Source organism: Alloyangia mangrovi (assembly GCF_002300555.2).
GTDB lineage: Bacteria > Pseudomonadota > Alphaproteobacteria > Rhodobacterales > Rhodobacteraceae > Salipiger > Salipiger mangrovi.
In genome coordinates this window covers 1-25,342 of record NZ_NTHN02000026.1, presented here as the reverse complement: position 1 = coordinate 25,342, position 25,342 = coordinate 1, and the positions used below count along the sequence as shown (strand labels likewise).

Sequence of the window (25,342 nt, the reverse complement as noted above, 5' to 3'; positions counted from 1 at the left end):
CCTGGTGACCGCAGGGGCCAGCCTATCCGCAGCGGGATCAGATCTTGCTGTCGACCGCCCGCAGCTGCCGCGCGCGGGTCAGGATCGCATCCTCGACCGCATGCACCGCCGAGGCGCTGGCGGGGCCGGAGCGGGTCTGCAGCGAGACGTTCAGCGAGCGGGCGTCCAGCGCCGGGTCCGACACGAGGATCGTGGCGCGATAGGCGGTGCCGCCGCCCGGGGGCGTGCCGAATCCGGTGGTGATCACCCCGGTGAAGGGATCGACACTTTCCACCGGCAGGAAATCCAGCACCTGCAGCGAGGCAGTCCAGATGTACTTGTTCACCGCGCCGATCTGGCCAGCGTCCGGCCTTGCCTTGAAAATGTCCCAGATGGTCGAGTCGGGCGCGCCGCGGCCATCGTAGACGTCAGCTTCCATGAGCGCGTCGGCAGACTGGGTCTGCACCGGCTGGCGGGTCTCGTTCTGACTGCAGGCAGCCAGACCCGCCGCAACCGCGATCAGGGCGCAGGCTTTTGCAAACCGCTTATATTCCATGAAACCAAAGCTCCTGCCCGTCTGCTTCTTTGCTCCTGCATACTCGCCGGGACCGCGTATCACAAGTCGTCAATCCGGCGCTTTGCCTGCACGCCGGACGCCGCCGACAGGACCTGCCGGAGCTCACGGCGGCGGCGTGAAGACCTCGTGATATCTTTGTGGCAATTGGGCATCACTGGTTCGCTTCGTGGGCGCCTGACCCAGCGACGGGTTGCCAGAACGACCGGCCCGAGCGCATAGAAGTGGCCATCAAGGCCGGGCTACCCGGATTGGTACGTGCCTTAGAACACATGAGGGAAACAATGAAAAAGATTCTGTTTGCTTCCACCGCGCTGGTTGCAACCGCAGGCATCGCCTCGGCAGAAGTCACCCTGTCCGGTTACGCCGAAATGGGTATCTACAACCCCGGCGAAACCCGTAACGACCCGGGCAACGACGAAGTTCAGTTCTTCACTGACATCGACCTGACCTTCACCATGTCCGGCGAAGCCGACAACGGCCTGGTCTTCGGTGCGAACATCGACCTCGACGAAGCTCAGAAGCCGTTCACCAACCCCTGGCAGCAGGGCGGTGAGGCACTGTTCGTTTCGTACGGCGGCGCAACCTTCACCATGGGCGACACCGACTCGGCATACGACAAGATCGTTCCCGAGATGAACCTCGGCGGCGCAGGCTCGATCGCTGACGACGAAACCGTCCACGCCGGCTTCAACGACGGCGCAGAGTTCGACGGTGGCGTGAACGGCTCCGACGGCCAGATCGCTCGCTTCGACTACGCTTTCGAAGGCCTGACCTTCTCGGCATCGGCTGAACAAGTGAACGACGGCGCAGAGCCCGACACTTCGGTTGCTGGCATCGTCGACTCCGGCGACACCATCTGGTCGGTCGGCGCAGGCTACAAAGCTGACCTCAGCGGCATCAACCTGAACGCAGGCGTTGCTTACCTGACCCTCGAAGATTTCGCTGACGCATGGGGCCTCGGCGTGACTGCTGGCTTCGCAGGCGGCTTCGAAGTCGGCGCGACCTACAGCGACATCAACAACGAAGTCGGCGAAGACTTCGAGCACTGGGGCGTTGGCTTCGGTTACTCGATGAACGCTCTGTCGATGGGCGTGAACTACGGCAAGTACGACTACGAAGCCGGCGACGACGCTTCGGGCTACGGCGTTGCCGTGAACTACGACCTCGGCGGCGGTCTCGTTGCTCAGGCCGGCTACGGCTACAGCGAACTGCGCAACGGCGACGACGACGACTCGTTCTCGCTGGGTCTGGCAATGTCCTTCTAATCTCACCTGAGATTAGACTGATCAGGGAAGAGCGGGCTCCGGCCCGCTCTTTTCTTTTGCGCCCTCAACGGGCAGAACGGTCCCGCAAGATCACCGCCGGGCACGGGTCCGGACGAACGACGAGGGTTCCCCATGCTGCCACTTTCGGCCGCGCGCAAGGCCAGCCTGATGGACAAGGTCCGCCCCGCCCTCTCCAAGGGTCGTCTCGGCGAGGCCCGCGCCGCGCTGGAGCAGGTGCTTCCCTCCGAGCCGAACCGCGCCGATCTCGCCTTCCAGCTCTCGCAGATCTGCTACGAGCAGGGCGACCGCGAGGCCTGCCTGCGCTACCTCGACCGCGCCGTGGAGCTCGCCCCCAACCAGCCGCAGGTCACCGCCACCGCCATCGCGCGCTACCGCGCGCTGGACCGGCCCGACGCGGCGCTCGCCGCGCTCGACCGGCAGATCGCGGCAGAGCCTAAGGCGATCAAGCCGCGCGCCGACAAGGCGCATTACCTGCAGCTCCTCGGCCGCTTCGACGAGGCGGAAAAGCTGTTCCGCGCGCTGATCAAACGCCACCCGAACGAGCCCGAGCTCTACCGCATCTTCCTGGCCTCCAAGAAGCTGGCCGCGGGCGATCCCTTGCTGCGTGCCATGGAAAGGCTCTGGGCCCGACGCGATCTTTCGGACCGGCAGCGCATGCACCTCGGTTTCGCGCTGGCCAAGGTGATGGAGGAGACCGGGCAGAAGGCGAAGGTCTTCCCCTACCTCACCCGCGCCAACGCCCTGCAGCGCAAGGCCGCGCCCTTCGACAGCGCCGCGCAGGCGCGCGAGTTCGCCGCCGTGCGCCGCGCACAGGAGGGGCTCGCGCCCGCCCCGCCCCCTGAAGAGCCCCCCGCCCTGCGCCCGATCTTCGTCACCGGCATGCCGCGTTCGGGCACCACGCTGGTCGAGCGCATCCTCGGTGCCCACCCCGGGGTCACGGCGGGCGGCGAGCTCGGCCACGCGCTGAAGCTCGCCTATGGCCATTTCGGCGCCGGCGAGCAGATGCGCCCCATCGCCCAGGAGCCGCCCGAGCGGGTGGCCGCCTTTGCCGCGCAGTACATGCGCCTTGCCGCCCGCGACACCGGGCGCAGCCTGGGGGCAATCACCGACAAGTCGATCCTCTGCCACCTGATCTTCGGGCTGCTGGACCACGCGCTTCCCGGCGCGAAGATCATCGTGGTGCACCGCGATCCGCGCGACATCGCCCTGTCGATCTACAAGAACCACTTCGTGCCGGGCACCCACCGCTACGCCAACGACCTGGCCGAGATCGCCACCGCCATCAAGCGCTTCCGCGCCAATGTCGCGCATTGGAAAGAGGCCCTGCCCGGCCGCCTTCACGAGATCCGCTACGAGGCGCTGGTCGAGGATCCCGAGCCACAGGCCCGCGCCCTGGTTGCGGCGGCGGGGCTCGATTGGGATCCGGCCTGCCTCGACACGCAGGCGGCGCAGGGCGCGGTGAAGACGCTCAGCGTCAGCCAGGCGCGGCAGCCGATCTATCGCGGCTCGGCGCAGGCCTGGAAGAAATTCGAAACCGAACTGGCGCCTTTCATCGAGGCCTGGGGAGAGGAACCATGGGACTGAACGACATCAAGGCGCGCATCGCCAAGGCCGAGAAGAAAGCGGGCCGCGCGCCCGGCTCGGCGCAGCTGATCGCGGTCAGCAAGGTGCAGCCGAACGAGCGCGTCGAGGCGGTGCTGGAGGAAGGCCACCGGCTCTTCGGCGAGAACAAGGTGCAGGAGGCCGCAGGCAAGTGGCCCGCCTTCCAGGAGCGTTTCCCCGACGCCAGGGTGCATCTCATCGGCCCGCTGCAGAGCAACAAGGCGCGGCAGGCGATGCAGCTCTTCTCGGCCATCCATTCGCTCGACCGGCCCAAGCTCGCCACCACGCTGGCCCGGCTGGCACAGGAGCTGGGCGCCTGCCCCGATCTCTTCGTGCAGGTGAATACCGGCGAGGAAGAGCAGAAGGCCGGCATCCTGCCCGCCGAGGCCGACGCCTTCATCAAGGAGGTGCGCGCCCTCGACCTGCCGCTCAAGGGGCTAATGTGCATCCCTCCCGTCGACGAGACCCCCAGCCTGCATTTCGCGCTGCTGGCGAAGATCGCCGAGCGCAACGGGCTGGAAGGGCTCTCCATGGGCATGAGCTCGGACTTCGAACAGGCCATCGCCTTCGGCGCCACCCATGTGCGCGTCGGCTCGGCGATCTTCGGCGAGCGCGACTACGGCTGAGCCCCACCCGGATGCCGCGCGCGCGGCTGCGTCCGGCCTGCCTCCGGCGGGGATATTTGGACCTAGAAGACCCCGGGCGCGCCCCGCTGCCCCTTCTTCTAGGTGAAAATATCCCGGGGGGTGAGGCGCGGAGCGCCGAGGGGGGCAGCGCCCCCCCTTTCCCTCTTTCACGCACAGGGTAGAGTGCGCCGATGGCGATCCCGGTCGAGACCTTCTTCCTGCGCCCCGGCGATCAGGGCACGCTGCAGGCGCGGATCCAGCAGATGGTGGCCGAGGGCGTGCTCTCGGGCCGGTTCCGGCGCGGCGAGAAGATGCCCTCGACCCGGCGGCTGGCGGCGCATCTCGGGGTCAGCAGGATCACCGTCTCGCTGGCCTATACCGAGCTGCAAGCCTCGGACTACCTGACCTCGCGCGACCGCTCTGGCTATTACATTTCCGAGGGCGCGCCGGAGCCGCCGGACTTTCCCGAGACGCCGCGCGCCGAGCGGGTCGACTGGCAGCGCGCCATGGGCCGGCGCTTCGCGGCGGGGGCAGTGCCAGTGCGGCCCGCGGATTGGGCCAGCTACCGCTTCCCGTTCATCTACGGGCAGGCCGACCCAAAGCTCTTCGACCATGCCAACTGGCGGCTCTGCGCGGTTCAGGCCCTTGGGGCGCGGGACTTCGGGGCGCTGACACAGGACTATTACGACCGCGACGACCCGCAGCTCGTGGAATTCCTCGCCCGCCAGACCTTGCCCCGGCGCGGCATACAGGCGCGGCCCGAGGAGATCCTGATCACCCTCGGCGCGCAGAACGCGCTCTGGCTGGCGAGCCAGATCCTGCTCTCGCCGGGCCGGCGCGCCGTGGTGGAGGATCCCTGCTACCCGGCATTGCGCGTGCTGCTCGGCCAGACCGGCTGCGCGCTTTCTGCCGTCGCCGTCGATGCGCAGGGGCTGCCGCCCGAGGCGGTGCCGGAGGGCACCGACGTGATCTTCACCACCCCCAGCCACCAGTGCCCCAGCGGCGCCACGCTGCCGCTGGCGCGGCGGCAGGCACTTCTGGAGCGCGCCCGGTCGCTGGAAGCGGTGATCGTCGAGGATGACTACGAGTTCGAGATGGCCTATCTGCAGCCGCCCACCCCGGCGCTGAAGAGCCTCGATGGCGACGGGCGGGTGGTCTATGTCGGCAGCTTCTCGAAGTCGCTCTTTCCGGGGCTGCGGCTCGGTTACCTCGTCGGCGCCGAGCCCTTCATCCGCGAGGCGCGCGCCCTGCGCGCCTCTGTGCTGCGCCACCCGCCGGGGCACATCCAGCGCACCGCTGCCCATTTTCTGAGCCTTGGCCACTACGACAGCCTGGTGCGGCGAATCGGCCGTGCGCTTGGGCAGCGGCGGCAGGTGATGGAGGCCGAGATCGGCCGCAACGGGCTCGAGGTCGCGGGGGTCGCCGCCCACGGCGGCTCGTCCTTCTGGATGCGCGCGCCCGAGGATGTCGATACCGCCGAGCTTTCCGCCGCGTTGCAGCAGGACAGCGTGCTGATCGAGCCCGGCGCCCCCTTCTTCCAACGCCCGGACAGGCCGCGGAATTTCTACCGGCTCGGCTACAGTTCGATCCCCTCGGAGCGCATCGCGGAAGGGCTTGAACGCATCGCACAGGCGCTTGCACGTCCCCGCAGTCGGGGCTAGGGCTTTGCCCCATGCGGACCATCCGGGATTACCAGTCAACCGAGCCTCGCGACCGGGGCGCCAGCGTCGCCATCGGCAATTTCGATGGCGTGCACATCGGTCATCGCGCGGTGATCGAGCTGGCCCGGGAAAAGGCGGCCGGTGCCCCCTTCGGCGTGCTGACCTTCGAGCCGCATCCGCGTGAATTCTTCGCCCCCGATGCCCCACCCTTCCGGCTGATGTCGGCCAAGGCCCGCGCGTCGCGGCTCGAGAAGCTGGGCGTCGAGCGGCTCTACGAGCTGCCCTTCGACGCCGCGCTCGCCGCGCTCAGCCCTGCGCAGTTCGCCCGCGAGGTGCTGGCGGACGGGCTTGGCCTCAGCCACGTGGTCGTCGGCGCGGACTTCTGTTTCGGCAAGGGCCGCGAGGGCCGGGTCGCGGACCTGCAGCGCTTCGGCGCAGAGATGGGCTTCGGCGTCACCGTGGCCGAGCTCCTCGGCACCGCGGGCGGCGAGATCAGCTCCACCGCAATCCGCCGGGCACTGTCGGAGGGCGATCCGCGCGCGGCAAAGGCCCAGCTCGGTCATTGGCACCGGATCGAGGGCGAGGTGGTCGGCGGCCACCAGCTCGGCCGCACTCTCGGCTATCCGACCGCCAACATGAGCATCGACGGGCTGCATCCGCCGCGCTACGGCGTTTACGCCGTCCTTGTCGACGTGCTGACCGGCCCGCACAGGGGCAGCTACCACGGCGTTGCCTCGCTCGGCGTGCGCCCGATGTTTGGCGAGAACAGCGCCAACCTCGAAACCTTCCTGTTCGATTTCTCCGGCGATCTCTACGGTGCCGTGCTGTCGGTCGGCCTGGTCGAATTCCTCCGCCCCGAGATGAAATTCGACGGGCTCGAGGCTCTGGTCGCCCAGATGGACTGCGACAGTGCCGAGGCCCGCCGCGTTCTGGACGCGCTATGACCGACCCTATCGACCGCAAGGGGCTCACCCCCCCGCTTCTGGGAAAAGAAGCCGCTCTCCAAGCTCAACGACAAGGAGTGGGAGGCGCTCTGCGACGGCTGCGGCAAGTGTTGCCTCAACAAGCTCGAGGACGAGGAGACCGGCGAGGTCGCGCTGACCTGCGTGTCCTGCCGTCTGCTCGACGACCAGTCCTGCCTCTGCTCCAATTACGAGATCCGGCACCAGTTCGTACCGGAATGCATCGTCCTGCGGCCCGACAACATCGACGAACACGCCTATTGGATGCCCGAAACCTGCGCCTATCGCCTGCTCTGGCAGGGCAAGCCGCTCTATGACTGGCACCCGCTGATCTCGGGTGATCCCGAGAGCGTGCATGCCGCTGGCGTGTCGATGCGTGGCCGCACAGTGCCCGAGTTCGAGGTCGGCGAGGACGACTGGGAAGACTACATCATCGAGGAGCCCACCTGATGTTCTTTGCCTCCGACAATTCCGGCCCCGTCCCTCCGCAGGTGCTCGAGGCGATGACCCGCGCCAATGAGGGCCACACCTCGGGCTACGGATCGGACGCGCTGTCGCTTCAAGTTGCCGATCGCATCCGCGACCTTTTCGAAGCCCCCGAAGCGGCGGTCTACCTGGTGCCCACCGGCACCGCGGCGAACTCGCTGGCGCTGGCAACACTCTGCCCGCCCTATGCCACGGTCTTCTGCTCGCCCGTCGCGCATATCCACGAGGACGAGTGCAACGCGCCCGAGTTCTACTCCGGCGGCGCCAAGCTGACGCTGGTCAAGGGCGGCGACCGCATGACCCCCGAGGCGCTGCGCGCGGCCATCGAGGGCGAGGAGACCCGCGGCGTGCACGGCCCCAAACGCGGCCCGGTCTCGATCACCCAGCTGACCGAGAAGGGCAACTACTACACGCTCGAAGAGCTGCGCGCGCTGACCGCCGTGGCCCGCGAGTATGGTCTGCCCGTGCACCTCGACGGCGCACGCTTTGCCAATGCCGCGGTGAAGCTCGGCGCCACCCCGGCCGAGATGAGCTGGAAGTCCGGCGTCGACATCTGCGTCTTCGGCGGCACCAAGAACGGGCTGATGGGCGTCGAGGCGGTGGTGATCTTCGATCCCGAGCAGGCGCAGGAGTTCGAATACCGCCGCAAGCGCGGCGCGCATCTCTTCTCCAAGCACCGCTACCTCGCGGCACAGATGGACGCCTACCTCGAGGGCGACCTCTGGAAGGAGTTGGCGGAAAAAGCCAACGCGCGCTGCGACCAGCTGCTGCAAGGCCTGAAGGGTTTGGGGCTGACGGTGCACAATGACACCCATGCCAACATGATCTTCTTCGAGATGCCGCGCGCGGCCCACCGCAGGGTGCTGGAGGCCGGGGCGGTCTACTATCCCTCGGGCGATCTCGAGGGCGACGATGCCGAGTTGCTCACCGGCCGACTGGTCTGCGACTGGTCGCTGCAGCCCTCGGACGTCAGCGCCTTCCTCGACCTGCTGCGCGACGCCGCCTGATCCGGGCACGACCCAGATTTCCTTGAAGAAAACCGCAAGAGCCTTCGAAGCTCTTGCCCCTCAGTTCATCTGGAAGTGCAGCTCGTAGCTGCCATCGACAAAAGCACCGAAGAGATCGGGGATGTCGGGATGCTCCACCGGCTCGCCCGAGTAGTCGGCGATCAGGTTCTGCTCGGACACATAGGCCACGTAGAAGCTCTGATCGTTCTCGGCCAGAAGGTGGTAGAAGGGCTGCTCACGGCGCGGGCGCGAGTCCTCGGGAATGGCCTCGTACCACTCCTCGGTGTTGCTGAACTCGGGGTCGACATCGAAGACCACGCCGCGGAACGGGTGCTTGCGATGGCGGACAACCTGGCCCAGATGATATTTCGCGCGCGCTGTGTGCATGTTCACCTCTGAGAACAATTTTTGACATTTTTGCGGCAACATGTCCAACGCCTTGCCGGGCGTCGGTGGAAACACACTGTGGACCCCGGGCCGACAGTTTGGCGGAGATCCGCCGGACCCCATTGAAGGAATTGTGATTCCAACGCGGGTGGCTTTGCGGTAAAATCCCTGTCAACAAAAGGCAAAAAAGACTTCCAGAAGAGCAGAAAAAAGCGAGAGGCAGATGAGCAGATGGCTTCGCGCGGCGACGCTGGTCTTGTTGGCCGCGTCCTGCGGTGGTGGCGGTGCAGGCCGCGCCCCGAATGACCTAGAAGATGCATGCGCCATTATCCGTGAGCGCCCCCAGTATATCCGCGCCTTCCGCGACGCGGAGCGCAAATGGGGGGGTGCCCGTTCACGTGCAAATGGCGACGATCTACCAGGAAAGCAAGTTCATCTCGGATGCGCGGACGCCGTTCCGCTATGCACTCGGGGTGATTCCCTACGGTCGGCAGAGCTCGGCCTATGGCTACAGCCAGGCGCTGGACGGCACCTGGGACGAATACCTCAAAGAGACCGGCCGCTGGCGCGCCGACCGCGACGACATCCGCGACGCGACGGATTTCATGGGCTGGTACATGGCCGGTAGCCGCGATCGGTTGGGAATCAGTCTGCGCGACGCACGCAACCAATACCTTGCCTACCACGAGGGCCGCGGCGGCTTCTCGCGCGGGACCTACAATAGCAAGTCCTGGCTGCTGCGCGTGGCCGAGGACGTGGGCAACCGCGCCGTGGTTTACGAGGTGCAACTGGCCAATTGCCGCCAGGCGCGCCGCTGGTAATCCAGCGCCAACGAAACGCGAAAGGCCGGGCATCGCGCCCGGCCTTCTGCGTCTTGGCGCGGATGAGGGCTCCGGGTGGCAGGATCACTTCACCCGGTTCACGTCGAAGACCGAGTTCGGCAGCTCGGCATTGCTGAGCGCGCCGAGCACCACCGTGGTCTTGGCACCGTTGCCATCGGTGATCACCCATTGCCGCAGTTGCACCGGGTTCGAGGTGAACTTCATCTGGATCGTCCCGCGGTCCGGATGCTGCGGGTCCTGCGCAGTCACCGTGGTGGCGGTGCCGTCGTAACCGTGCCCGGTCACCATGCCGGCGCGGCCCAGATTGACGTTGCGGTCGAGGATGATCGACAGCGGCGTCTGGCTCAGCGGGTAGGTCTCGGGCTGGCCGCCCAGCTTCTTGTCGAAGACATAGACCGCCCCCGCCCAGGCCAGTACCAGCGCCTGGTCCGGGGGATTGTACTCGAAGCGCACCTTGCCCGGGCGCTTGATCGAGATCGTGCCGGTGGAGATCGAGCCGTCGCCGTTGATCTGGGTGAACTGGCCCTTCGCGGACTGGATCGAGTTCAGGTACTGGGACACCTCGCCCAGCGAAAGCTTCTGCGCCGCCGCCGGCAGCGTGGTGAGCACCAGCGCCGTGAGCGCGGCGATGAGAGTGCGGATCATTCGTCAGGTCCTTCTGGCCGTGGTCTGCCCATCTGTCGCACACCGCGCCGCGGCTATGCGATATCAGGCAGGCGTTGAAGCCTATCTAGGGCTTGCAGGCGGGCGATCAAAGCCCCCGCGTTCGCGCGGCGGCGCTGCTCCGCGCAAGAAGAGGGGGCTCCGCCCCCGCCCTGCGGGCTCCCCCGGGATATTTGCACCTAGAAGAAAAGCCCGGGAGCGCGCACTCCCGGGCTTTTCTTCTCTTCTCAAATACGCCTGTCGCTCCGGGGCCACGGGCGTGGCGCCGGGGCGGCGCTCACTGCTCGGGCACGAGGATCTCGCGCTTGCCGACGTGGTTGGCCGCCGAGACGACGCCCTCGTCCTCCATCTGCTCCACCAGGCGCGCGGCCTTGTTGTAGCCGATGCCGAGCTTGCGCTGGATGTAGGAGGTCGAGCACTTGCGGTCCTTGACGACGATGGCCACCGCCTGGTCGTAGAGCGCATCCTCACCGTCGGTGTTGCCGCCGGTGTTGAGCCCCAGTACAGCGTCAATGTTCTCGGCCTTCTCGTCGTCCGGTCCCTGCACCACGCCGTTGACGTATTCCGGCGGGCCGAAGGCCTTGAGGTGGTTCACCACCTCCTCGACCTCTTCATCGCTCACAAAGGGACCGTGGCAGCGGGTGATCCGTGCGCCGCCAGCCATGTAGAGCATGTCGCCCATGCCCAGAAGCTGCTCGGCGCCCATCTCGCCAAGGATGGTGCGGCTGTCGATCTTCGAGGTCACCTGGAAGGAGATGCGGGTCGGGAAGTTGGCCTTGATGGTGCCGGTGATCACGTCCACCGAGGGGCGCTGCGTGGCCATGATCAGGTGGATGCCGGAGGCACGGGCCATCTGCGCAAGGCGCTGGATGCAGGCCTCGATCTCCTTGCCCGCGACCATCATCAGGTCGGCCATCTCATCGACGATGACGACGATATAGGGCATCTTGCGCGGCTCGAACTCCTCGGTCTCGAACACCGGCTCGCCGGTCTCGTCGTCGAAGCCGGTCTGGACGGTGCGCTTGAACATCTCGCCTTTCTTCAGCGCCTCCGCGACGCGGCCATTGTAGCCGTCGATGTTGCGCACGCCCATCTTCGACATCTTGCGGTAGCGGTCCTCCATCTCGCCGACGACCCACTTGAGGGCCACGACGGCCTTCTTGGGGTCGGTGACAACGGGGGAGAGCAGGTGCGGGATCCCGTCGTAGACGCTGAGTTCCAGCATCTTCGGGTCGATCATCACCAGCCGCAGGTCCTCGGGGGTCAGCTTGTAGAGCAGCGACAGGATCATCGTGTTGATCGCCACCGACTTGCCCGAGCCGGTGGTGCCGGCGATCAGCAGGTGGGGCATCTTGGCGAGGTTGGCGACCACGGGATCGCCGCCGATGTCCTTGCCGAGCGCCAGCGGCAGGCGCTGGGTGCCGTTGTCGTAGTCGCGGCTCGAGAGGATCTCGCGGAAGGAGACCATCTCGCGCTTGTCGTTGGGCAGCTCGATCCCGATCACCGAGCGGCCCGGCACGGTCGAGACGCGTGCGGACAGAGCCGACATCGAGCGGGCAATATCGTCGGCAAGGCCGATGACGCGGCTCGCCTTGAGGCCGGGCGCGGGCTCGAGCTCGTACATGGTGACCACGGGGCCGGGGCGGACCGAAACGATCTCGCCCTTCACGCCGTAGTCGTCGAGCACCGATTCCAGCATCCGCGCGTTCTCTTCCAGCGCCTCGTCGGAAAGCACGTGGCGCTCGATGTTCTCGGCGCTGGCCAACAGATGCAGCGGCGGCAGTTCGTAGTCGATGGTGTTCTCGGCGAAATGCAGCGCCGGCTGCGCCTCGGCCTGGGCGCGGCGCGAGGGCTGCATCGGCTTTGGCTCGGGTTTCTGCACCACCTTGCGGGGCTGGGCGACGGGAATCTCCGGGCGCGACGCGGCATCGCTGGACCAGCTCTGCACGTAATTATCCTCGTCGTCGTCCTCGATGCCATACGCGTCGGACCCAGCCTCCGCGTAGTCGTCACCGTAGCCGTCGTCGTAACCATCGGAGGTGAAATCGTCCGAATAGTCCTCCTCGCCGTGGTCGTCCTCGGCGAGCGGCTGTGCGCGGTAGCGGTCCTCGGCGCGGGGCTGGGCCGCCGGAGCGGGCTTCGCGCTGTAGGCCGCGGGGACCTCGTCGCCGTAATCGTCGAAGTCGCGGTAGTCGTCGAACCCCTGCACGCCGGCGCGCGGTGCGTCATAGGGATCCTCGGCGTGGGTGAAGGGCGCGGGACCCGAGGTCCGGGCGTAGCCCTCGACGTGCTCGGGCGCGGGCGGCACCGCGCGAGAGGCGTTGAGCGGCGGCTCGGGCGGCAGGTCCTGCGCCGCCTGCGCGGCAGTCAGCGGCGGCTCGGCGCGCAAGAGCTGCGTCGGCTTGTAGATCAGCGGCGCCGGGCCACGGCCGCGGCCCTTGGTCAGCGGCTTGCTGGGATCCTCGGTGCGGCTCGAGCTGCCGAAGGAGGGCATAGCGGGGCGCCGGCGGCTCTTCACCGCGTGGGCGATCTTGGCGCGGATCCGATCCTCGCCGTTGTCGGGTTCGATCGGCAAGAGCTCGACCTCGTCGTCATAATAGGGTTCGGGATCCGGCTCGGCGCGGCGGGTGATGCGGGCCAGAAGGCCTGGCTTTTTCACCGCCTCGGGCGCCGGGCGCGGGCTGGGTGTGGGGGCTGGCGCGGGTGCGGCGGCCTGCTCCCAGGCCTGCATCTGCGCGTAGGCATAGGCGTCGTCCTCGTCGAGCAGCTCGGGCTCTTCGGGCTCCAGCTCCAGCGGCGGCGGGGCAGCGCGGCGCACCCGCGAGACCGGGCGCGACGCCTGCACCGGCGGCTCGGGGTCGTAGTCGTGCGGATCATAGTCCTGCCCGTAGTCCTGCGCCTGCTCGGTGTCGCCGTAGCGGGTGGCGGCCCAGGCCTCGGCCTCGGCGGCCTCCTCGGCGCGGCGGGCACGGCGATCGGAATGGGCGGACTGCGCCTTGTGGGCGGCGGCCATGGCGCCGCCGGCGCCGCGGCCCAGCAGGTTCAGCAGCGAGGCGTAGGACATGATCAGCCCGACCAGCAGGAAGCGCGCGATGTTCTGCAGCTCGGGCTTGGTGAAGCCCAGCACGAAGGCGCCAAGCGCCAGCAGCCCGCCGCCCAGCAGCACGGTCAGCAGCTTCAGCCCGAAGCCCGCGCTCAGCGGCAGGATGCCGAGCGCCGTACCCATCATCATGTCGCCGAAGAGCCCTCCGAGGCCGAAGCTGTGGGTCCATTCCGGCCCGGTGGTGAGCCCGGCGGCATAGACCGAGGCCAGCGCGATCCAGATCGGCGCGAAGACGACGCGCGACAGCGCCCGGTCATCGCCGCGGTGCAGGGCGAAGCGCACGCCCCAGACCAGCAGCACCAGCGCGATGCCCCAGCTTCCAAGGCCGACGATCATGAACAGCGGCGCAGCGATCGAGGCGCCGAGCCGGCCGAGCCAGTTCTGCACCGGCGCATCGGTGGCCGAGAGCCACGACGGATCGTCCGGCGTGTAGGAGCCGATCATCGCCGCCGCAAGCAGGCCGAGAACGATCAGGGCGATGCCGCCGAGCTCCCTGCCCCGCTTCTCGATCGCGGCCTGCATGTTGCTGTCGAAGAGCGGGTCACGCCCCTTCACCTGATATGCCATCGCTCGCCTCGTCGTTTCTTATTATAGCCCGTACAGGCAGTCCCGGATCCGGGTCAGCCCGCGTTCGGTTTCCTCGCGGGAGGCCACCAGCGCCACGCGCAGGAAGCCCTTGCCGGGGTTCCCCTCTTCCGTGTCGCGCGACAGGTAGGCGCCCGGAAGCACGCGCACGCCGGTCTCTTTCCAGAGCTTCAGCGCCGCTTCCTCGCCGTCCTCGACCGGCAGCCAGAGGAAGAACCCGGCCTGCGGCGGCATGTAGCCCGGCACGTTGCCGAAGATGCGGTCCGCCAGTTCGAACTTCTCGAAATAGAGGGCGCGGTTCTGTTCCACATGCGCCTCGTCTGCCCAGACCCGCTCGGACACGCGCTGCACGGGAAGCGGCAGCGGTGCGCCGGCAAAGGACCGGTGCTGCTTGATCCGGCGCAGGCTCTCGGGCCCGCCCGCGACGAAGCCCGAGCGCAGACCGGGCAGGTTCGAGCGCTTCGACAGCGAGTGGAAGATCACCACCCGCTCGGGATCGGCGTCCATCTCGGTGGCAACCTGCAGCGCGCCTACCGGGGCCACGCCGCGGTAGATCTCGGAGTAGCACTCGTCTGCGAGGATCTGGAAATCATGCTTCTCGCCAAGCGCGATCAGCCTCTCCCAATAGGCGCGGTCCGCCACGGCGCCCTGCGGGTTGGCAGGCGAGCAGAAATAGACCAACGCGGTGCGCGCCAGCACGTCCTCGGGCAGGCCCGCGATATCGGGCAGGTGGCCGGTAGCCTCGGTGGCGTTCACATAGACCGGCTCGGCGCCCACCGAGAGCGCGGCCACCGCGTAGACCTGGTAGAAGGGGTTGGGCATCACAACCAGTGGCTGCCGACCGTTCTTGGTCTCGGGGCAGAGTGCCATGGCGGCGTTGTAGAGCCCCTCGCGGGTGCCATTGACCGTGGTCACCTGGGTATCGGGATCGACGGTCACGCCGTAGCGGCGGGTAATCCAGGCGGCGATATTGGCGCGCAGCTCCGGCGTGCCCTCGTTGGGCGGGTATTTGCCGAACTCCCGGACCGACTCTGCCAGCACCTCGCCGACGAACGCCGGGAAGGCGTGCTTCGGCTCGCCGATGGTCATGTGGATGACCTCGCCGCCGGGCTCGAAGGAATCGAGCAACGCCCGCAGGCGCGGGAACGCGTAAGCCGGAAGGTTCGAGAACCGTTCGGGGAACATGCCAGTACTGCCTCTGTAAGTCGGGATCGTGAGCGCCCCGTTTGCGGCAGAGGATACGCAAGGCGGCGTGCTTCGTCTACCGCAACTCCACGCGGCGCGAAGGCCGTGGCAGGAATGTCGCAACGCGGTAAAATTTTCGCCCCTCGGCGGGTCCGCAGGGAATTCCAATGTCTCCCCGGCGACTTAGCGCGGCCCTGCCGTGGCGGAGGGCCAGACGCAGAAGGGGCGAATCACGCCCCTCCCCGTGCCGGGCGAAGGGGCTGGACAGGGTCCCTGCCAGCCCCTCGCGCCTCAGGCGAAATAGTCGCGCAGCATCCGGGTGTAGATCGCCTTGAGCTGTCCGATCTGCGCCACCTCGACGTTCTCGTCCACCTGGTGCAGCGTCTTGCCGACGAGCCCGAACTCGACCACCGGGCAATGGTGCCGCACGAAGCGCGCGTCCGAGGTGCCCCCCCGTGGTCGACAGCTCCGGGGTGCGGCCGGTCTCGGCCTCGACCGACTTTGCCACCAGCTCCGACAGCGGGCCCGGCGGGGTCAGGAATGCCTCGCCCGAAATCTTGATCCTGAGTTCGGTGCGGGTGCCGAACTCGGCATCGACCTTGGCGGTCTCCTCGCGCAGCCAGTCCGAGAGCGAGGCGCCGGTGTGGGTGTCGTTGAAGCGGATGTTGAGCGTGGCGCGGGTCTGCGCCGGCACCACGTTGGTCGCCGGGTTGCCGGTGTCGATGGTCACCACCGCCAGCGTCGAGGGGTCGAAATGGTCGGTCCCCTCGTCGAGCACATGGCTCGACAGCCGGTCCATCAGCCGTGCCATGGCTGGCATCGGGTTCAGCGCACGGTGGAGGTAGGCCGAATGCCCCTGCTTGCCGATCATGGTGAAATGCGCGTTCATCGAGCCGCGGCGGCCGATCTTCATCATGTCGCCCATCTCTTCAGGGCAGGTCGGCTCGCCGACGATGCAGATCGACATCTTCTCGCCCTCCGCATCCATGTAGTCGAGCAGAGCCGTGGTGCCGTCCACCGCGTCGCCCTCCTCGTCGCCGGTGATGGTCAGCACGATGGCACCCTCGGGCGGGGTCTCCTTCACGAAGTCGATGGCGGCGGCGGCAAAGGCGGCGACACCGGACTTCATGTCGGTGGCACCGCGACCGTAGAGGATGCCGTCCTTCACCTCGGCACCGAAGGGATCGACGGTCCAGGCGGCGAGATCGCCCACCGGCACCACGTCGGTATGGCCGTTGAAGCCGAAGCTCTTCGCATGTCCCTTCTCACCCCATCGGGCGAAGAGGTTGGCCACCCCGCCCCGGTCGACCCGCGTGCAGGCAAAGCCCGCCGCTTCCAGAAGGCCCTGCAGCAGCACCAGCGCGCCGCCCTCCTCGGGGGTGACCGACGGGCAACGGATGAGGTCGGCGGTCAGCTGGACGGGATCGGTGGACTGGATGGTCATGAGCGCAACTCCGGAGTGGTTTGCCCTTGGCTACAGCGCGGCGCGCGCGCGTGCAAATGCGATGGCAGCGCGCGCCGTAGGGCGGAGCCGCGCGAATGAAAAAGAGGGGGCTCCGCCCCCGTCGCCTGCGGCGTCTCCCCCGGGATATTTGGGCCTAGAAGAAAGCCGGGGCGCTCTTCCCCGGGACTTCTTCTCTTTTCAAATACGCATATCCCTCCGGGGCCACGGGCGCGGCGGCGGGCAGCACCGGGGCATAGAGAATCGCGATGACGCTGGCGGCGGCGCGTGGTACGGCTGCGGCATGAGCAAATTGCCTTCGAAAGCCGAGATCCTCGACTGGATCATGGCGCACCCGACCCAGACCGCGAAACGTGACATTGCCAAGGCCTTTGGCATCAAGGGCGCTGCGCGGATCGACCTCAAGCGCATCCTCAAGGAGCTCGAGGCCGAGGGGCATCTCGAGAAGCGCCACAAGACCTACCGCGACCCGGACCGGCTGCCGCCGGTGTCGGTGCTGCAGGTCAAGGCGCCGGACGAGAACGGCGATCTCTTCGCGCAGCCGCTGGAATGGCACGGCGAGGGCGTCGAGCCGATTGTGTTGCTGGTGCTTCGCACCAGCGACCCGGCGCTCGGCGAGGGTGACCGCATCCTTGCCAAGCTGCAGGTGGTGCATGAGGCCGACCACAACTACGAGGCGCGGCTCATTCGCAAGATCGGCGTCAGCCCGCGCAAGATCGTCGGCATCTTCCGCAAGGGGCCCGAGGGCGGTCGGATCGTGCCGATCGACAAGGGCGCCGACATGGAATGGCTGGTCGCCCCCGACGCCATCGGTGGCGCCAAGGACGGCGAGCTGGTCGAGGCCGAGCAGGCCGGGCCGCGCGCCTCGCGCATGGGGCTGCCGAAGGCGCGCATCGTGATGCGGCTCGGCGATCCCTCGGAGCCGAAAGCGGTCTCGCTCATCGCCATCCACCAGCACGGCATCCCCGACGACTTCCCGCCCAAGGTGCTGGAAGAAGCTGACCGGATGAAGCCCGCCGGCCTCAAGGGCCGCGAGGACCTGCGCGAGCTGCCGCTGGTGACCATCGACCCCTCGGACGCGCGCGACCATGACGACGCCTGCTTCGCCGAGCCCGATACCGATCCGAAGAACCCCGGCGGCCACGTGATCTGGGTCGCCATCGCCGACGTGGCGCATTACGTGCTGCCGGGCTCGCAGCTTGACCGCGAGGCCAAGAAGCGCGGCAACTCGAGCTATTTCCCCGACCGCGTCGTGCCGATGCTGCCGGACCGGCTGTCGGGTGACCTCTGCTCGCTGCACGAGGGCGTGCCGCGTGCCTGTATCGCCGTGCGCATGGTGATCGACTCCGAAGGCAACAAGATCTCGCACAAGTTCGTGCGCGGCTTGATGCGCTCGCCCGCCTCGCTGAACTACGCCGAGGTGCAGCAGGCGATGGACGGGCAGCCCAACGACAAGACCGGGCCGCTCCTGGATGACGTGATCCGCCCGCTCTACAACGCCTATTACGCGCTGCGTGCTGCCCGCGAGCGGCGCCAGCCGCTGGATCTCGAGCTTCCCGAGCGCAAGATCGTGCTGGCCGAGGACGGCACCGTGGCTTCGGTGAACTTCGTCGACCGGCTCGACGCGCACAAGCTGATCGAGGAGTGCATGATCCTCGCCAACGTGGCGGCCGCCGAGACGCTGATCGCCAAGCGCACGCCGCTGCTCTTCCGCGTGCACGAGGAGCCGCCGCCCGAGAAGCTCGACGCGCTGCGCGAGACGGCGCTGGCCTCGGGGCTGAGCCTTGCCAAGGGGCAGGTGCTGAAGACCTCGCATCTCAACAAGCTGCTGCATGACGCGGCGGGGCGCGAGGATGCCGAGCTCATCAACCTCGCCACGCTGCGTTCGATGACGCAGGCCTACTACAACCCCGAGAACTTCGGGCACTTCGGCCTGGCGCTGCGCAACTACGCACATTTCACCTCGCCGATCCGGCGCTACTCGGACCTCATCGTGCACCGCGGGCTGATCAAGGCGCACGGCTGGGGCGACGACGGGCTGAGCCAGGAGGACATCGAGCGGCTGCAGCAGACCGCCGAGCACATCTCGGACACCGAGCGGCGCTCGATGATGGCCGAGCGCGACACCACCGACCGCTATCTCGCGGCCTACCTGTCGGAGCGCGTCGGCGCGGAATTCGGCGGGCGGATCAGCGGCATCGCCAAGTTCGGGGTCTTCGTGAAGCTCGACGAGAGCGGCGCCGACGGGCTGGTGCCGATCCGCAACCTCGGCAACGAGTTTTTCCACTTCGACCGCGACGCGGGCACGCTGATGGGCGCCGACACCGGCACGCTGATCACGCTCGGCCAGCGCGTGCGGGTCAAGCTGGTGGACGTCACGCCGGTGACCGGCGGCATCGGGCTCGAGCTGCTGGAGCTTGCCGGCGAGGCGGTCGAGGCACCGCGCCACCGCAAGCCCGCGGGCTATGGGCGTTTCAAGAAGACGCCGGGCGGCCCGAAGGGGAAGGGACCGAAAGGCAAGGGGCCCGCACGCCGCAAGGACGTGCAGGCCCGGGCCAAGGACGCCAAGACCGCCCGCAAGGTCAGCCGGACACGTAAGACAGAGCGTTGAGCGGCGCGTAAAGCGTCGCGCGTCCGCGCGCGACGTAATCCATCAGCGGCTGCCGCGCGCGCAGCGCCCGGCGCAGCGCGGTGTCGCCCGGTAGCCGGTCGATCATGCTGAGGACCGGCAGCGCCGAGGCATCCGCCGCCGAAGGCTGTTCGCCGAACAGCCACGGCCCCTCGCCCAGCACCGCGATCAGCGCGTCCATGTCCATCTCGGCCAGCGCGCAGCGGTCTTCTTCCGAGTAGCGCGCGACTCCGTGCCAGGTCATGCCCTGGCGCTGCCCCTCCTGCACCTTTGCCTCTAGCCCGTCGGGCATGCCCTTGAACACATGCGGGAAGAACTGCGGCCAGACGCGGGCGTCGAGCCAGCGGTCATGCGCCACCTGCCAGCGCAGGCTCTCTTCCACCATGCGCATCACCGAATGGGCCATGCCGCGCGCGGCGGCATCGAAGCCGGGGAAGAAGTCGGCCCCCTGCGCCTCGAGCCACTGCTGGATGAGCGCGCTGTCGGGCACCACGCCCTGGGACGTCTCGAGCACCGGCAACTTGCCATAGGGGCCCTCGGGCATGGGCACGAAGCGCGGCTGCCAGTCGAGGCCGGACATTTCCAGCAGGATCATTGCCTTGACGCAGAATGGGCTGTTCGAGGGCTCGCCGAGAGTGGGCGGGAAGGAAATCAGGGTCAACATGGGAAGGGTCCTTTGGGGACTGGGGGAAAGGAAGCGCCGGCCCGTCGGACCCTAGCCGCGGCTCTTGCCGGAAACTGTCAGCAGGGTGCAGGATGATCGTGCCATGTCCCGTACCGAACGCCTCTTCCAGCTCATGCAGGCGATGCGCCGCCTGCCCTCGCCCGTCACAGCCGCCACGCTGGCGCAGGAGACGGGGGTCTCCGAACGCACGCTCTACCGCGACATCGGCTCGCTGCGCGGGCTCGGCGCGGTGATCGATGGCGAGGCGGGCTACGGTTTCACCCTGATCGAGGATCCGCACCTGCCGCCGCTGTCCTTCGACGAGGACGAGCTCGAGGCGCTGGTGCTGGGGCTGCGCGAGGTCGAGGCGCTGGCCGATCCCGCGCTGGCGCATGCGGCGCGCAACGCGCTGGCCAAGCTCCGCGCCCGCCTGCCCGAGCGGCAGGCCCACCAACTGCGCCACGCGGTGCTGACCGCACATCGGTTCTCGCCCCCTGCCCCGCCGACCATCGACGCGGCGCTGCTGCGCTGCGCCTGCCGCGAGGAACGGCACATCCGGTTTGACTACCGCGACGCGCAGGGGGCAGCGACGCAGCGCGAGGTGAAGCCGCTGTCGCTGCTGCTGCTCGACAACTCGCACTGCCTGATCGCCTGGTGCCTGCTGCGCGCCGATTACCGCACCTTCCGACTTGACCGGATGGCCGAGATGGAGGTGCTGGAGAGCTCCTTCCGGCCCGAGCGTGTACCGCTGCTGCGCGGCTTCATGGCGCGAATGGAGGCCGAGAGGGGCAGCTGCGCGATCCAGATGTGAGCACGCCGTCCGCAATCTCTTGCCGATTGCGTGAAATGTGATCGCCGCACCTCCTTCGCAAATCGTCCCGCGCGCGGTAGCCTTTCGGCATAAAAACACGAGCAGTAGGTGACCCCAGATGAAACGGAGCCTTTCCGGCCTCGCGCTGTGCCTGATGGCCACGCAGGCGTCGGCAGACCGCCTAGACGACTTCACCGCCCCGGTGATCTCGCAGCGTCCGGCGCTGCGCCCCCTCGCCTTTGTCGCGGCGGAGCCCGCGCAGGTGGTCCCGGCCACCGAGGTGCAGCAGGAGTTCGCGCGCTGGCTCACCGGCTTCCGCGAGCGTGCCCGCGCCGAGGGGATCAGAGAGGATACGCTGGGCGCCGCGCTGCGCAACGTCGCGCTCGATGCCGACGCGCTGCACAAGATCAACAACCAGGCCGAGTTCACCAAGACGCTCTGGGCCTACCTCGGCTCGGCCGTTTCGGACACGCGCATCGAGAACGGCCGGGCGGCGCTGGCCGCCAACGACCAGCTGCTGCGCCAGATCGAGGCGCGCTACGGCGTCGACCGGCAGGTGGTGCTGGCGATCTGGGGCATGGAAAGCGCCTATGGCACGCATCGAGGCACGCATCCTGTGATCCCGGCGCTGGCGACGCTGGCCTTTGGCTCTCGGCGGGGCTCTTTCTTCGAAGGCCAGCTGATCGACGCGCTGCACATCATCCAAAACGGCGACACCAGCCCCGAGCACATGACCGGCAGCTGGGCCGGGGCGATGGGTCACACGCAGTTCATCCCCTCCTCCTATCGTGCGCTGGCGGTGGACTGGACCGGTGACGGCAAGCGCGACATCTGGTCGGACAACCCCGCCGACGCGCTGGCCTCGACGGCGCATTACCTCGCCGAGAACGGCTGGATCCATGGCCAGCCCTGGGGCGTAGAGGTGCAGCTGCCGCGCGGTTTCGACTACGATCTGGCGGACAGCACGACCCGTATGCCCTCGGACTGGGCGAAGCTCGGCGTGGTCGGCATGGACGGCCACCCGGTGCAGGATTTCGGCTCGGCCAAGCTGCTGCTCCCGGCGGGGTACAAGGGCGCGGCCTTCCTGACCTTCAAGAACTTCAAGGTGATCTCGCGCTACAACGCCGCCGATGCCTATGTGATCGGGGTCGGGCACCTTGCGGACCGGATCATGGGCGGGGCGCCGATCCGCTCAGGCTGGCCGGACGACGAGCGCGCCCTGACCAGCGAAGAGCGCAAGGAGCTGCAGGTGCGGCTGAAGCAAGCTGGCTTCGATCCCTCGGGGGCCGACGGGCGCATCGGGCCGAACACGATCAAGGCGCTGCGCGAATACCAGCGCGCAGTCGGTGCAGTGCCGGACGGCTACGCCTCGCTCGAGCTGCTGCACCGGCTGCGGTAACTCAGCGGCAGCCCGCGCCGCAGCTCTTCACCAGCGCCTTCACCTGGCGGGCGCTCGGACCGGGCCAGCGGTTGGCATTGCAGGGGTCGGCGATCAGCACCAGCCGGCCCTCTTCGCGCTTAAGCAGCGCCGCCATGGGGCCGGTCCGAGCGTCGCCGCACCACGGCCCATAGCAGGAGACGCGCAGGGTGATGCGCTGGTCGAAGGGGCGATTGAAGCCCCCCTGCCCCAGCGCCCAGCCCCAGAAACGCGCCGGAACCTCGCCGGCGCTGCGCGGCACCGGGCCGGTCTCGAGCATGCCATTCACCGCGATCCATTCGGTCTGCTCGGCCCTGGCGGCACGCACGTCGCGCGCGACATCCGGCGGCAGGCATTTCAGCGCGAAGGCCGGACTGGCAACCCCGAGCAAAAGAACAAGAAACAGGAACGCGGTACGGATCACAGATTATCCCGGAAGGCGGCGATGACCTGCTCGTAGACCGGGCGCTTGAAGGGCACGATCTGGCCGAGCACCTCGTCCGCCGGCAGCCAGCACCATTCCGAGAACTCGGGATGCTCAGTCTGGATGTTCACCTGCGCATCCTCGCCATGGAAGCGCAGCAGGAACCACTTCTGCTCCTGCCCCTTGTAGCGGCCCTTCCAGATGCGCGGCACGATGTCATGCGGCAGGTCGTAGGAGAGCCAGCCCTCGGTCTCGGCCTCGACGGTGACCAAGGAGGGGCTGACGCCGATCTCTTCCTCGAGTTCGCGCAGCGCGGCCTCCTGCGGTGCCTCGCCCTTGTCGATCCCGCCCTGCGGCATCTGCCAGGCGGGCACCTCACTGTCGAGGCGCTGGCCGACGAAGACGTGCCCCGCGGCGTTGACGAGCATCACGCCGACGTTGCGGCGATAGGGCAGCGCGGCGATCTCTTCGGGGGTCATGGTCTTCATCGGAGGCTCCTTGCTTGTGGCCGCACGCTAGCGCCGGTGCGGGCAATTTGGAAGGGACGACCCGCGCGGCCCCAAGGCGACGCCCCCGCACACAACAGCACAGAACGGAAAAGGCGCGCCCCACGGGACGCGCCTCTCTATTCCCGGAAACCCGGACACCTTACTTGTCGGTCGCCTGCGCCTGCTGCATCAGCGCCTGCTCGTCACCGAGCACGCTGAGGCCCTTCAGGATGTCGATCGCATAGGCCAGCTGGTAGTCGTCCTGGCGCAGCTTGGCAGCCTCCTCGGCCTTGGCGCGATCCTCTTCGATCTGGCGGATTTCGTCCTCGGTCAGGCTGTCGTTGTCGAGCGCGCCGCGCAGGTCAGCCTCGGAGCGGCCGAAGCCGGGCACCGCGTTCTCTTCGTTCTCCGGCTCGGGCGGACGCTGCTCGACGACGATGTCGGGCGAGACGCCGAGCGCCTGGATCGAGCGGCCCGAAGGCGTGTAATAGCGCGCAGTGGTCAGGCGCATCGCGCCGTCGCCCCGCAGCGGCATGACCGTCTGGACCGAGCCCTTGCCGAAGCTCTTGGTGCCCACGACCACGGCGCGGCGGTGATCCTTCAGCGCACCCGCGACGATTTCCGAAGCGGAAGCAGAGCCCCCGTTGATCAGCACCACGATCGGCTTGCCGTCCGAGAGATCCCCCTCGGTGGCATTGTAGCGCTCGCCGTCGGCGGCGTTGCGGCCCCGGGTCGAGACGATCTCGCCCTTGTCGAGGAAGGCGTCGGCAACCTTGATCGCCTGGGTCAGCAGCCCGCCCGGGTTGTTGCGCAGGTCGAGAACGATGCCGTTGATCTTGTCGATGCCACCCGCAGCCTCGACCTCCTTGGCCAGCCCCTCGGAGAGATTGGGGAATGTCTGGTCGTTGAAGGTGGTCACGCGCAGCACCACGCTGTCACCCTCGCGGCGCGTGCGTACGGCGGTGAGGGTGATCGTGTCGCGGATGATCGAGATGTCGAAGGGCTCGTCTTCGCCCTCGCGCACCACGGTGATGACAATCTCCGAGCCGACCGGCCCGCGCATCTTGTCCACCGCCTCGTCGAGGTTCAGCCCGAGCACCGACTCGCCGTCGACATGGGTGATGAAATCCCCGGCCTGCACGCCGGCCTCGGCCGCGGGGGTGCCGTCCATCGGCGAGACGACCTTCACGAAGCCGTCTTCCTGGGTGACCTCGATGCCGAGCCCGCCGAACTCGCCGCGGGTCTGCACGCGCATGTCGGCGGCATCGTCGGGCGGCAGGTAGCTCGAATGCGGGTCGAGCGAGGTCAGCATCCCGTTGATCGCGGCCTCGATCAGCTTCTTGTCATCCACTTCCGACACGTATTGCGCACGGATGCGCTCGAAGATGTCGCCGAAGAGGTCGAGCTGCTCGTAGACGCTGGTGTTCTTCTCGGCTTCCTGGGCCAGCAGCGGGCCGACGAACTGCGTCGTTGCCACCACGCCTGCCACGGTGCCGCCCAGTGCGGCCATCAGAAACTTGTTCATCCTCAGATCATCCCTTGTCGCTGGCGAACCATTCTAGCGGGTCCACGGGCGCGTCGCCCTCTCTTACCTCTATATACAGGGTTTCCGTGCGTCCAGCGCCGGAACCTTCACGTGACGGTGACGCCCCGTCGCGCGCTGCATCTCCCATCAGTCCGACGGGTGCGCCCTCGGAGAGGATTTCCCCCGTCGCCGCATAAGTTTCGTCGAGCCCCGCCAGCACGATGAGCAGATCCGGCTGCGGTTCGAGTATGGTCACGAGGCCGTAATCGAGCAGCGGGCCGGAGTAGCGCACGGTGGCGGCGGTAGGAGTCGTCACGATGGCCTGCGGCAGCGTGGCGATCACGATGCCGGGGCGCGAGACCCCGGCGGCATCCGCCTCGCCCGCCGCGCGCAGCACCTGCCCGCGCACCGGCAGCGGCAGGCTGCCGCGCCGCGCATCGACCGGCGGGAGGGTGTTCGGCGCCTCGCCCTGCGAGATATTCGACAGGCCCGAGGCAAACCCCTCCAACGTCTCGGTCGCAGAGATGAGGATCGCGGTGCGCACCGGATCCTCGGTAAAGCGCATCGGCAGGTCGGTCCGGTCGGCAACCGCCTGGCTGAGCTCGGTGCGCGCCGCCTGCACGCCCGCCAACCCCTCGCGCAGGGTCCGCGCGGCGCTTTCCTGCAGGGTCCGAAGCTGCGCCACCTCGTCGAGATCGGAGCGCAGATCGCGGGCCTCCTGCGCCAGCCCCGGTGTCACCGCTGCCAGCAGCATGCCCGCCCGGGCCGAGCCCACCGGCCCCGCCGGATGCAGCAGCGCCTCGGGGGCCGCCGTGCTGCCGAGGCTCGACAGCACGCCCAGAAGCTGCGCCACCTCGCCCTCCTGCGCGGCAAGGCGGCGGCTCAGCTCGGTCTCGCGCACCGCGGCTTCGCGCAGCCCGTCGCGCAGGGGCGGCGAGCCGTCCTCGTAGGCTCGACGGTGCGGGTCAGCG

19 protein-coding genes and 3 pseudogenes are annotated in these 25,342 nt (G+C 68.0%); 11 read left to right on the top strand and 11 right to left on the bottom strand.

The genetic code is table 11. From position 1 onward, the window contains the following. Positions 1 to 37: 37 nt before the first annotated feature. Complete coding sequence (locus CLG85_RS14730) at positions 38 to 418, bottom strand: DUF3576 domain-containing protein (RefSeq protein WP_224846316.1); 381 nt, start codon at positions 416 to 418, stop codon at positions 38 to 40. Between the two features lie 419 nt (positions 419 to 837). On the opposite strand from CLG85_RS14730, the gene CLG85_RS14725 reads away from it, so the two are divergent. The 7 genes and pseudogenes from CLG85_RS14725 to CLG85_RS14695 all read left to right on the top strand — a co-directional run bounded on the left by CLG85_RS14725 (position 838) and on the right by CLG85_RS14695 (position 8,186). After that, the gene (locus CLG85_RS14725) at positions 838 to 1,821 is read left to right on the top strand and encodes a porin (protein ID WP_095882762.1); all 984 of its coding nucleotides are present in this window, start codon (positions 838 to 840) and stop codon (positions 1,819 to 1,821) included. 132 nt (positions 1,822 to 1,953) lie between these two features. After that, complete coding sequence (locus CLG85_RS14720) at positions 1,954 to 3,426, top strand: tetratricopeptide repeat-containing sulfotransferase family protein (protein WP_260349471.1); 1,473 nt, start codon at positions 1,954 to 1,956, stop codon at positions 3,424 to 3,426. Continuing rightward, a complete protein-coding gene (locus tag CLG85_RS14715; RefSeq protein WP_224846227.1) occupies positions 3,417 to 4,070 on the top strand; it encodes a YggS family pyridoxal phosphate-dependent enzyme in 654 nt (217 codons plus the stop codon). The genes CLG85_RS14720 and CLG85_RS14715 overlap by 10 nt, the downstream gene beginning before the upstream one ends. Before the next feature lie 191 nt (positions 4,071 to 4,261). After that, a complete protein-coding gene (gene pdxR / locus CLG85_RS14710; RefSeq protein WP_095882609.1) occupies positions 4,262 to 5,731 on the top strand; it encodes a MocR-like pyridoxine biosynthesis transcription factor PdxR in 1,470 nt (489 codons plus the stop codon). Between the two features lie 11 nt (positions 5,732 to 5,742). Further along, positions 5,743 to 6,675: a bifunctional riboflavin kinase/FAD synthetase gene (locus tag CLG85_RS14705; RefSeq protein WP_095882610.1), complete on the top strand. Its 933-nt coding sequence runs from the start codon at positions 5,743 to 5,745 to the stop codon at positions 6,673 to 6,675. Continuing rightward, positions 6,672 to 7,143: pseudogene (locus CLG85_RS14700) on the top strand (YcgN family cysteine cluster protein). The gene CLG85_RS14705 and the pseudogene CLG85_RS14700 overlap by 4 nt, the downstream one beginning before the upstream one ends. Further along, on the top strand, positions 7,143 to 8,186 hold the full coding sequence (locus CLG85_RS14695) for a threonine aldolase family protein (RefSeq protein ID WP_095882612.1): 1,044 nt from the start codon (positions 7,143 to 7,145) through the stop codon (positions 8,184 to 8,186). The pseudogene CLG85_RS14700 and the gene CLG85_RS14695 overlap by 1 nt, the downstream one beginning before the upstream one ends. A 60-nt stretch (positions 8,187 to 8,246) precedes the next feature. Here CLG85_RS14695 and hspQ read toward each other — a convergent pair whose 3' ends face one another. Further along, the gene (hspQ, locus tag CLG85_RS14690; protein ID WP_095882615.1) at positions 8,247 to 8,573 is read right to left on the bottom strand and encodes a heat shock protein HspQ; all 327 of its coding nucleotides are present in this window, start codon (positions 8,571 to 8,573) and stop codon (positions 8,247 to 8,249) included. Positions 8,574 to 8,796: 223 nt separating this feature from the next. Here hspQ and CLG85_RS14685 point away from each other — a divergent pair. Then, positions 8,797 to 9,394, top strand: a pseudogene (locus CLG85_RS14685) (transglycosylase SLT domain-containing protein). Positions 9,395 to 9,478: 84 nt separating this feature from the next. Here CLG85_RS14685 and CLG85_RS14680 read toward each other — a convergent pair. From CLG85_RS14680 to dapE, 4 genes and pseudogenes are all read right to left on the bottom strand, one after another. Further along, entirely contained in the window at positions 9,479 to 10,060 is a 582-nt protein-coding gene (locus CLG85_RS14680) for a LolA family protein (RefSeq protein ID WP_095882614.1), read from the bottom strand. Positions 10,061 to 10,355: 295 nt separating this feature from the next. Beyond that, positions 10,356 to 13,748, bottom strand: coding sequence for a DNA translocase FtsK (locus tag CLG85_RS14675; protein WP_260349469.1), 3,393 nt, complete (start codon positions 13,746 to 13,748; stop codon positions 10,356 to 10,358). A gap of 21 nt (positions 13,749 to 13,769) precedes the next feature. Then, positions 13,770 to 14,951: an aminotransferase class I/II-fold pyridoxal phosphate-dependent enzyme gene (locus CLG85_RS14670; protein ID WP_095883762.1), complete on the bottom strand. Its 1,182-nt coding sequence runs from the start codon at positions 14,949 to 14,951 to the stop codon at positions 13,770 to 13,772. Between the two features lie 291 nt (positions 14,952 to 15,242). Next, positions 15,243 to 16,395 (bottom strand): annotated as a pseudogene (dapE, locus tag CLG85_RS14665) (succinyl-diaminopimelate desuccinylase). Positions 16,396 to 16,696: 301 nt separating this feature from the next. On the opposite strand from dapE, the gene rnr reads away from it, so the two are divergent. Further along, positions 16,697 to 19,024: a ribonuclease R gene (gene rnr, locus CLG85_RS14660; protein WP_095883739.1), complete on the top strand. Its 2,328-nt coding sequence runs from the start codon at positions 16,697 to 16,699 to the stop codon at positions 19,022 to 19,024. Here rnr and CLG85_RS14655 read toward each other — a convergent pair. Continuing rightward, a complete protein-coding gene (locus CLG85_RS14655) occupies positions 18,996 to 19,706 on the bottom strand; it encodes a glutathione S-transferase family protein (protein WP_095883740.1) in 711 nt (236 codons plus the stop codon). The genes rnr and CLG85_RS14655 overlap by 29 nt on opposite strands. A gap of 103 nt (positions 19,707 to 19,809) precedes the next feature. On the opposite strand from CLG85_RS14655, the gene CLG85_RS14650 reads away from it, so the two are divergent. Both CLG85_RS14650 and CLG85_RS14645 read left to right on the top strand, forming a co-directional pair. Further along, positions 19,810 to 20,517 (top strand): helix-turn-helix transcriptional regulator, encoded by a 708-nt coding sequence (locus CLG85_RS14650; RefSeq protein WP_260349466.1) that lies wholly within the window; start codon positions 19,810 to 19,812, stop codon positions 20,515 to 20,517. Between the two features lie 118 nt (positions 20,518 to 20,635). After that, entirely contained in the window at positions 20,636 to 21,916 is a 1,281-nt protein-coding gene (locus CLG85_RS14645) for a lytic murein transglycosylase (protein WP_260349465.1), read from the top strand. Position 21,917: 1 nt separating this feature from the next. On the opposite strand, the gene CLG85_RS14640 is transcribed toward CLG85_RS14645, so the two are convergent. From CLG85_RS14640 to CLG85_RS14625, 4 genes are all read right to left on the bottom strand, one after another. Further along, positions 21,918 to 22,358: a hypothetical protein gene (locus CLG85_RS14640; protein ID WP_224846202.1), complete on the bottom strand. Its 441-nt coding sequence runs from the start codon at positions 22,356 to 22,358 to the stop codon at positions 21,918 to 21,920. After that, on the bottom strand, positions 22,355 to 22,837 hold the full coding sequence (locus CLG85_RS14635) for an RNA pyrophosphohydrolase (protein ID WP_095882761.1): 483 nt from the start codon (positions 22,835 to 22,837) through the stop codon (positions 22,355 to 22,357). Before CLG85_RS14635 ends, CLG85_RS14640 begins: the two co-directional genes overlap by 4 nt. Positions 22,838 to 23,006: 169 nt before the next feature. Next, the gene (locus CLG85_RS14630) at positions 23,007 to 24,371 is read right to left on the bottom strand and encodes a S41 family peptidase (protein WP_224846200.1); all 1,365 of its coding nucleotides are present in this window, start codon (positions 24,369 to 24,371) and stop codon (positions 23,007 to 23,009) included. Positions 24,372 to 24,378: 7 nt separating this feature from the next. Continuing rightward, positions 24,379 to 25,342, bottom strand: a 964-nt coding sequence (locus CLG85_RS14625) for a murein hydrolase activator EnvC family protein (protein WP_260349461.1), incomplete at its 5' end; no start/stop codon positions are given.